This is a genomic window from Streptomyces tailanensis (assembly GCF_008386495.1).
GTDB lineage: Bacteria > Actinomycetota > Actinomycetes > Streptomycetales > Streptomycetaceae > Streptomyces > Streptomyces tailanensis.
Genome location: NZ_VTHJ01000077.1, coordinates 20,778 through 28,581, shown reverse-complemented (window position 1 = coordinate 28,581; position 7,804 = coordinate 20,778). Strand labels below are relative to the sequence as shown.

Below are 7,804 nucleotides of genomic sequence, written 5' to 3'. Positions count from 1 at the left end.
GCCAGGGACTCGAACCCCGGACCCGCTGATTAAGAGTCAGCTGCTCTAACCAACTGAGCTAGCGGCGCCTGCTGACGTCGTAGACCTTAGCACCCTGATCGGCGGGAGGAAAAATCGATATCCGCACGGTCGCGGAGGCACTCGCACGGGCCGCCCGCACGGCCGCCCAGAGCAGAACGTCGGGCCCCGGAAGCCAAGGCTGCCGAGTGTCGGGGGCGACGACCCACCGGGACCCGAGCCGTGCGGTGGGGGCTGTGATGTCTGTGGTGTCGGTGGTGCTCACCGCGGGGACGGTCACCGCGTCTCCGGCGCCGTGGCAGAGGAGCGGCGGGACGGCGCCGGTGCGGCCGGGGGAGCCCCATTCCTCCCACTCCAGGAGCGCGGGCAGCCGGTGGGCGGTGCCGGGCGAGGCGAACAGCAGCATGCGCCCGCGATACACGGCCACCGGCCCGGACCCGGGCCCCTCGTCCCACAGCCGGTCGAGCATCCGCCGCCCGAAGAGCGCCGGCACGCTGACAACATCGAACACGGCCCCGCAGGCCAGCACCACCGGCACCGCAGGCCGCTCCTCCCACAACGCCAACGTCCTACGCGGATACGTTCCCGCCGAGGCCAGCCAAGCCGCCCCCTCCACCGTGACCCCCGAGGCGCCCGGTCCGCCCTTCAGATACCTACCCGATCCGCTCCCACCGCTCATACATCCATATCTACCGGCCGTCACCACCCGATTCCCCAGGGTTGCCAAATTCCGGTACAGCAGGATGCCAAGTGGGGTATCTTGCCCACCCGGCATATGCCAACTGTCGTGTCTGCGGGGCAACCGTGCCGCCGCCCCTGTCATAGCTGCGGGCAATCGTGCCGCTGGGGCGATGGGGGCACCTCCCGCTCATGGGGGTCCCTCCCGCTCGAGCGAAGCCGGGAGTGGGGGAGAAGCCGAGAGCGGGGGAGGGTGGGCGCAGCGGCACCCGGCAAGCGCCGGCGAGCGAAACCCCACCCCGAGCCCAGCCCAGGTGCCGGGTCACGTACAGCCAGGTCCCCCACAGCCGCCTCAGATGGCCTCCGGCCCACTGGAATCCCGCCCCCGCATCAGATCCCGCCCGAACTCGATCATCTTCTTCGCGTAGTCCTCGGTCCACTCCGCCCGCTCCGCGACATCCGCCGCGGTCAGCCGATCGAACCGCCGAGGATCGGCAAGCTGCGCCGCCGCGATGGCCTGGAACTCCACCGCCCGGTCCGCCGCCGCCCGAAACGCCTGCGCCAACTCCGTCGCCCGCGCCAACAAGGCCCGCGGATCGTCGATCGACTCCAGGTCGAAGAAGTGCTCGGGATCACCGGCCGCCTCCGCCGGCTCGAAGAGCAGGGGCGCGGGGCGTAGCCGCGGTTCGTGCCGACGCGGCGTGGGCTCCGCCATGTCTCGTCCTCCTCGTACGACGGTTCAGTGGGCCTGTCCCCGGGGGCGTCCCGACAGGAGGGCCACCGTCCATTGTCTCGTGACCGCGCAAGTGGGCATCAAGCCCGCCTGCCACGGCCCTCGCGCCGGGCGAAACGCGCCCCCGCCCCCGGAGACAACCCCCCCGCCCCGCCCTAAGGCCGCCACCCCACCCGATGCTCCGCCAACACCGCCAGCACCGAGTGATTCGCTTCCCACCCATCCGGAAACTTCACCGTCACCCCCAGCTGCACCGGCTCGGTCGACGGATGGTCGTCGAGGAGTTCACTCACCCCGGCCCGGCACACCACGATGCACGCGTGCCGGTGCCGGGAGGCGAGGACGCACAGCCGTCCGGTCTCCAGGTGGAACGCCGTCGCGTCGGGGCGCCCGGACAGCGGATGAAGGACGACCGTGACGTCGTACTCCCGCCCCTGGAGCCGGTTCGCCGTGTCCACGACGACATCGGCGACCCCCAGCTCGGCCAGCGCGGAGCGCACGGCGGCGGCCTGGTCCCGGTGGGCCGTACCGACAGCGATCCGGTCGGCGGTCAGCGGCACGGGCTCCTCGGACCGCTCCGAGGTCGCCGCCCCACCCCGGTCGAGCAGCCGCCGTACGACCCGCGCGACCGCCCGTACCGCCTCGGGGTCGGTGCGGGGCGTGTGCCGCGCCGGCAGCTCCAGCAGCCCCCACCCCGATTCGGCGGCCTCGTCGATGACCCGGTCGGGACCCGAGCCGTCCGACGGCACCGCGAACCCGAGCCGCCGGTCCCCGTGCCCCGTACCGCTCCGGAACGGCGTGAACGGATAGAACGCGTCCGAGACGAGGGGCGCGGCGGACGCCGGGAGCCGCCATGACACCGGCAGCCGGTGCTGGGGCAGCTCGGGGTTGTGGGCGAGCAGCGTCGTCACCGCCGAGGCGGACGGGTCGTACGACAGCCCCGCCCACTGCTCGCTGCCGACGATCGCGAACGGGTCCAGCTGCCCGGGGTCGCCCACGAACAGCGCCCGCTCGAACAGCCCCGCCACGGCCAGCAGCGCGTCCGACCGCATCTGGTACGCCTCGTCGACGATCGCGTGCCGCCACGGCTCGACCCCCTTGACGTGCGCCCACTTGGCGGCCGTGGAGATCACGACGTCGAGCCCGGCGAGGTCGGCCGCCTTCGTCGACTTCCGTACGTTCGGCAGCTCGTCCAGCGCCTTGTCGTACGGGTCGCTGTCGCTGCTGTGCAGCCGCCCGACCGGGAGGTCCGCGTCCTTCTCCGCGAGCCGGATGACCAGGTCGTCCACCTGCGCGTTCGTCTGCGCGATGATCATCAACGGGCGCCCGGCGGAGGCGAGTTCGAGCGCGGCGCGCACGACGAGCGTGGACTTGCCTGCACCGGGCGGCGAGTCGACGACGACCCCACGGGCGGTGCCGTGCAGGGTGTCGCGGAGGATCGCGTCGGTGGCGCGGGTGGCCGCGGCCCCCGGGTCGAGTACGGCGTCGGCGGTCACAGCACATCCTCAGCGGTCACCGGGTCAGGCAGCGGTACGGCGTCGGGCTCACCCGGCGGCCCGCCGTGCGTCCACGGTGTCTCCTCGGGGTCGGGCAGCTTGGCTCCGCCCCGCTGGTCGTGCTCGAAGAGGGTGAAGCAGAGAAGGTCCCCCTTCTCGGGGACGGACCCCTCCTCCGGCTCCTTGCCCCGCCCCATCTTGTCCATGATCCGCAGCACCACCAGGGCGCCGTCGGCCCCCTCGTACCCCACGAACTCGGCCGTCTGCGGCTTCCCGCCCAGTGAGCGGTACACCTTCGCGCGCTCCCCGAGATGCGGCCGGTCCTGCGTCCGTACGGTGACCAGCGGCCGCGGGCTGGGCCGCTTGCCCTCGCTGTACGCCATCACCACCTCGACGACCTCACCGGCGAACGCCTCCCCGGCCAGCCGTCGCCCGGCCATGACGAGCGGGTCGTCCAGGGCCTCCTGGGCGTCGAGGCGGGCCTGTTCCCGCTCCCGCGCGGCCAGTTTGTTCGCGGCGATGACCGCGTCGTCGATGCGCGGCTGCGGGGGCTCCCCGGCGACGATCCGGTCCCGGTGGCCGGTGAACGACCAGCGGTCGCGGGTCCACCGGTCGGCCGCGTGGGCACCCTCCGGCAGGGCGCGCAGCAGGTCGAGGCCGTGCCAGACCGCGTCCCAGGTGGGCCGGGTACGGCTCTCGACCAGGGCCCGGATCTCCCGCTCGGCTGCTGTCAGCGCCCCCAGCCGGTCGTCGGCCTCCATACCGTCCTCGGCGGCGGCCAGGGCGAGTCGCGCCCGGTCGTACCGCTCGATGGCCGGGGCCAGCAGCTTGTTGTCGAACGCCGGGTCGGTCGCGGGACCGGCGGGCGGGCACAGCAACTGGCCCTCCGCGTCCCGCGCCAGCTCGGCCCACCGCGCCGCCGCCTCGCCCGACTGCCCCTGAGGGGGGTCGATCCAGGCGAGCAGCGACCCCAGGTGCTGGTCCTCGACGCCGGACTGGCCGGTCGCCCAGTGCCGCGACAGCAGATCGGTCAGGGCAAGCAGCAGCGAGGAGCCCGGCACCCGCGCCCGCTCCCCGAAGTGCGTGAGCCACCGCCCGAGCAGCGGCACCCGTGGCGGCGCCGGATGCGGTGCCTCCGGATCCTGCTCGGCGGTGCGCCTGAACCGCATGGAGCGCCCGAGGAGCCGTACGAAGTCGATGCCCGTGCGGCTCGGCACGATCAACTGCGGGGCGTCCGCGCACAGTTCGACCTCGACCTTGACCCGCTTGCCGGTCTCGGGATCGGTCTCGCCCCGCTCGGCGGGCTCCACGACATCGGCGTACGCGTCCACGTACGGCAGTACGACGTCCGCGAGCTCCGCCAGGAACACGAACCGCAGATCACGGTCCCGGGGCTGCGGCACCACCAGCAGGCGCGGCGCGTCCCGGTCGGTGCCGACGAGCGCGCCCAGCGGGGCACCGGCCTCACCAGCGGTGGTGAGCGGCACGAAGACGAGCGGGTGCGCGGAGAGATGCCGGTGGCGGACGGTGGCGGTGGGCTGGGCCCGGCCCGTGCTGACGGCTTCGAGGCGGGCCAGGGTCGACATCAGCGACATGCCCCACCCCCGGTGGACACGGCGCTCAGCGCCTCCGCCCGCAGCTCCGCGGCTCTCCGCAGCGCCGCGACCGTAGGGTCGGCGGGGTCGCCGGCCGTGCCGTGGGCCGCCGCCAGTACGGCCTCGACCGTGGTGAGGCCGCCCAGCTCGGCCCGTGCGGCGCGCCCCATGGACGTCACCGCGCCCTCCGCGCGGGAGCGGGACCGGCAGTGGAAGGCCAGCTCGCAGGCGGCGAGGCACTCGGGGGTGTAGGTGGCGGAGAGGGCCTCGACGGCGGTCGTCAGCTCCTCCTGGGGGAGGTCCGGGGCGAAGCAGGTCCCCTCGGGGAGGGAGTCCGCGATCTCCTCGATACGGGTGAGCCGGGTCAACTGGCGGCGGGTGACCGCCCGTTGCTTACGGACATCCACCGCGGCGGCCGTCGGGAGGTTGGTGAAGTCCTTGGGGCACACGAGCAACACCCGATGACGCACCTCGGGCGCCGGACGGGCATCTTGGGCGAGCCGGGCGGCGACCTCCTCCAGTGCCAGGACGTACACCGCGGACTGGCGGGCCGCCGCGCCGACCTTCGCCGCGTCGGCCGAACCGTCCAGCATCGGGAAGGACTTGATCTCCACGACCGTCCAGGTGCCGTCCGGGTGCACCACCACCGCGTCCGGTTCCAGGAAGGCGGGGGAGCCCGCGACGTCCAGCGCAAGCATGGGGTGGTCGAGCAGCGCCCAGCCGCCGGCGTCCGTGGCCTCGCGGAGCGCCAGCGCCGTACGGGCGGCGCGGCCCTCGGGGCCGACGGCGGCGAGGTCGGGGACCGAGGCCGTGGCCGGCGGCTCGGCTCCCGGGTCCAGCTTCTCGTGCACCAGCCGCAGCAGCTCCGCGCCGCCGTCCGCCTTGACCCGGGCCTCGAAGGCGTTGCCCCGCATGAAGGCGAACTGGGACTGGCCGAAGGCGGAAGGGGAGCCGAGCGCGTCTGCCAGCACCGCCTTGTTCACCCCCGCGCCGTCCAGCAGCGCGCGCCGCTCGCAGCCGGGGTTGGCCGCGAGCGCGGCGAGGGCGCGCGCGTCCAGCGCCTTGGGTGGGACCTCGGGTCCGCGCAGCTCAGCGAGACGCTGCCGCAGCGCCGTCCCCTGCTTCCGAGGGGGCGGCACCCGGCTCGGGTTCGGTGATCCGCTGCCGTGGAATTCGCTCACCCGGGGAAGTCTGGCACCCACCACTGACAATCGGGGAAACCGTGCCCCGAGAGCCGCCCGCGACCGGTGTGACGGAGCCCGCTGCGACGGACTCCTCGACGCGCCCCCACTCGGGCCCGGTGAATGCTCCGGGCTTGGCCGACGCTCCGAGCTCGGTCGGCGCTCCGGGCCCAGCGGAAGCTCCGGGCCGGGCCGATGTTCCGGGCGCGGTCGAAGCTCCGAGCCCGGCTGACACTCCGGGCCCGGTCGGCGCTCCGGGCCTGGCCGATGCTCCGAGTCCGGCCGAGGTCCCGGGCCCAGCTGACGCCCTGAGTTCAGCCGACACTCCGAGCTCCAGCGAGACCCGGCACCTGTCCACCGCCTGCATCACCATCGGCGTGAGCAGCAGACCTACCCCCATCACGGCCGCGCCCGCCACCGCGTCGAGGAAGTAGTGGTTGGCGGTGCCCATCACCACGATTGTCGTGATCAGCGGATACGTGACGGCCGCAGTCCTCACCAGGCGCGAGCCGCCGCCGAGACGCCAGAGGATCACACCGCACCACAGCGACCAGCCGACGTGCAGGCTCGGCATCGCCGCGTACTGGTTCGTCATGCCGCCGAGCCCTCGGGGCGCGCTGGCCTCGCCGCCCCACCAGCCCCACGCGCTGTAGTGGGCCATCGTGTCGACGAAGCCCTGCGCCGAGTGCAGGAGCCGGGGCGGGCAGGTGGGGAACAGGGTGAAGCCGATCAGGCCGATGAAGGTGGAGGTCAGAAGCCAGGTGCGGGCCGCGCGGTAGTGCACGGCGCGGGAACGGAAGAGCCACACCAGGAGCACGGGGGTGACCAGGTAGTGCAGGGAGGCGTACCAGAAGTCGGCGGGTATCCCTATCCAGGGTTCACGTGTGAACAGCCGGTTCAGGGGATGCTCGGCGTTCAGCCACAGGGCCTTCTCGACACGCAGGATCGCGAGGCCGTGGTCGACGGCGCTCGCCGTGTCGCCGCGCGCGAGGAGCCGGCCGACCGAGTACGCCCCGTACACCAGCAGGATCAGCGGCAGCTCGCGCCACCAGCGGAGCCGGAGCTGGAGCCGGGGTCGGTGCAGGGCGTGCGGCGCCGCCTCGGTGACCGATGCACCGGGCCCCTCGCCGACCGATGCACCAGGCCTCCCACCGACCGATGCCTCGATACCCTCGCCGACCGGTGCCTCGGTCGCCTCGGTCTGCGGCATCCGATCGCCCTCCCCCATCCGCTTTCGCCTGTGTTCATCTGTGCTTCGTGCGCAGGACGTTCTCCAAGACGCTGAGATCGCCTCACGGGTTGCTCCCCGACAGCCTGAGCGATGATGGGAACAACCGCCCCTTAATTTTCCCTTCTCGCAGAAGACACCCGAAAGGGCACCTCATGGCACCGCGCATCCTGTTGGCCCGGCACGGACAGACGGAATGGTCCCTGCTCGGCAAGCACACCGGCAGGACGGACATCCCCCTCCTCGAAGAGGGCCGACGCGGCGCGAAGCTCCTCGGCGAACGCCTCCACGGGGCACCCTTGGTCGGGCTGCCTGGTGTCGAGGTCCGTACGAGTCCCCTCTCACGCGCGCGTGACACGTGCGAACTGGCCGGCTTCGGTGACCGGGCCACCGCGTGGGACACGCTCATGGAGGTGGACTACGGGGCGTACGAAGGCCTCACCCCGGCCGAGATCCAGTCCTCCCGGCCGGGATGGCTGATGTGGCGCGACGGTGTCCCCGAAGGGGAGACCCTTCAGCAGCTCACGGCCCGCGCCGACGAGGTGGTCGCATGGGCGCGGTCCGCCGAACGCGACGTCCTCGTCTTCGCCCACGGCCACATCCTGCGGTCCATAGCGGCACGTTGGCTGGGACTGGGCCTCGACTTCGCGGCGCGGGTACGACTGAACCCGACGTCGCTGTCCGTACTGGGCTGGGCTTACGGAGACCCGGCGATCGAGTCCTGGAACGACACGGGGCACCTGCACCTTTCCTAGCTGCGGGCAGTCGTGCCGCTGGGGCGATGGGGGAGGGTGGGCGCAGCGGCACCCGGCCAGCGCCGGTGAGTGAAACCCACCCCCGCCCAACCTCACCCACCGGGCACCCCGAAACCAGGG

7 protein-coding genes are annotated in these 7,804 nt (G+C 72.9%); 1 reads left to right on the top strand and 6 read right to left on the bottom strand.

Annotated features, from left to right (window positions below):
- Positions 1-58 precede the first annotated feature (58 nt).
- From F3T56_RS39895 to F3T56_RS39870, 6 genes are all read right to left on the bottom strand, one after another.
- On the bottom strand, positions 59-697 hold the full coding sequence (locus tag F3T56_RS39895; protein ID WP_149830361.1) for a bifunctional DNA primase/polymerase: 639 nt from the start codon (positions 695-697) through the stop codon (positions 59-61).
- 351 nt (positions 698-1,048) lie between these two features.
- Positions 1,049-1,411, bottom strand: coding sequence for a hypothetical protein (locus tag F3T56_RS39890; RefSeq protein WP_149830360.1), 363 nt, complete (start codon positions 1,409-1,411; stop codon positions 1,049-1,051).
- Between the two features lie 173 nt (positions 1,412-1,584).
- Entirely contained in the window at positions 1,585-2,925 is a 1,341-nt protein-coding gene (locus F3T56_RS39885; protein WP_149830359.1) for an AAA domain-containing protein, read from the bottom strand.
- A complete protein-coding gene (locus F3T56_RS39880; RefSeq protein ID WP_149830358.1) occupies positions 2,922-4,520 on the bottom strand; it encodes a hypothetical protein in 1,599 nt (532 codons plus the stop codon). The genes F3T56_RS39885 and F3T56_RS39880 overlap by 4 nt, the downstream gene beginning before the upstream one ends.
- The gene (locus F3T56_RS39875) at positions 4,511-5,659 is read right to left on the bottom strand and encodes a hypothetical protein (RefSeq protein WP_149830368.1); all 1,149 of its coding nucleotides are present in this window, start codon (positions 5,657-5,659) and stop codon (positions 4,511-4,513) included. The genes F3T56_RS39880 and F3T56_RS39875 overlap by 10 nt, the downstream gene beginning before the upstream one ends.
- Positions 5,610-6,911 carry a phosphatase PAP2 family protein gene (locus tag F3T56_RS39870; protein ID WP_149830357.1) on the bottom strand — a complete coding sequence of 434 codons (1,302 nt, stop codon included), beginning with the start codon at positions 6,909-6,911 and terminating at the stop codon, positions 5,610-5,612. Before F3T56_RS39870 ends, F3T56_RS39875 begins: the two co-directional genes overlap by 50 nt.
- A 173-nt stretch (positions 6,912-7,084) precedes the next feature.
- Here F3T56_RS39870 and F3T56_RS39865 point away from each other — a divergent pair, with 173 nt between their 5' ends.
- On the top strand, positions 7,085-7,684 hold the full coding sequence (locus F3T56_RS39865; RefSeq protein WP_149830356.1) for a histidine phosphatase family protein: 600 nt from the start codon (positions 7,085-7,087) through the stop codon (positions 7,682-7,684).
- Positions 7,685-7,804 lie beyond the last annotated feature (120 nt).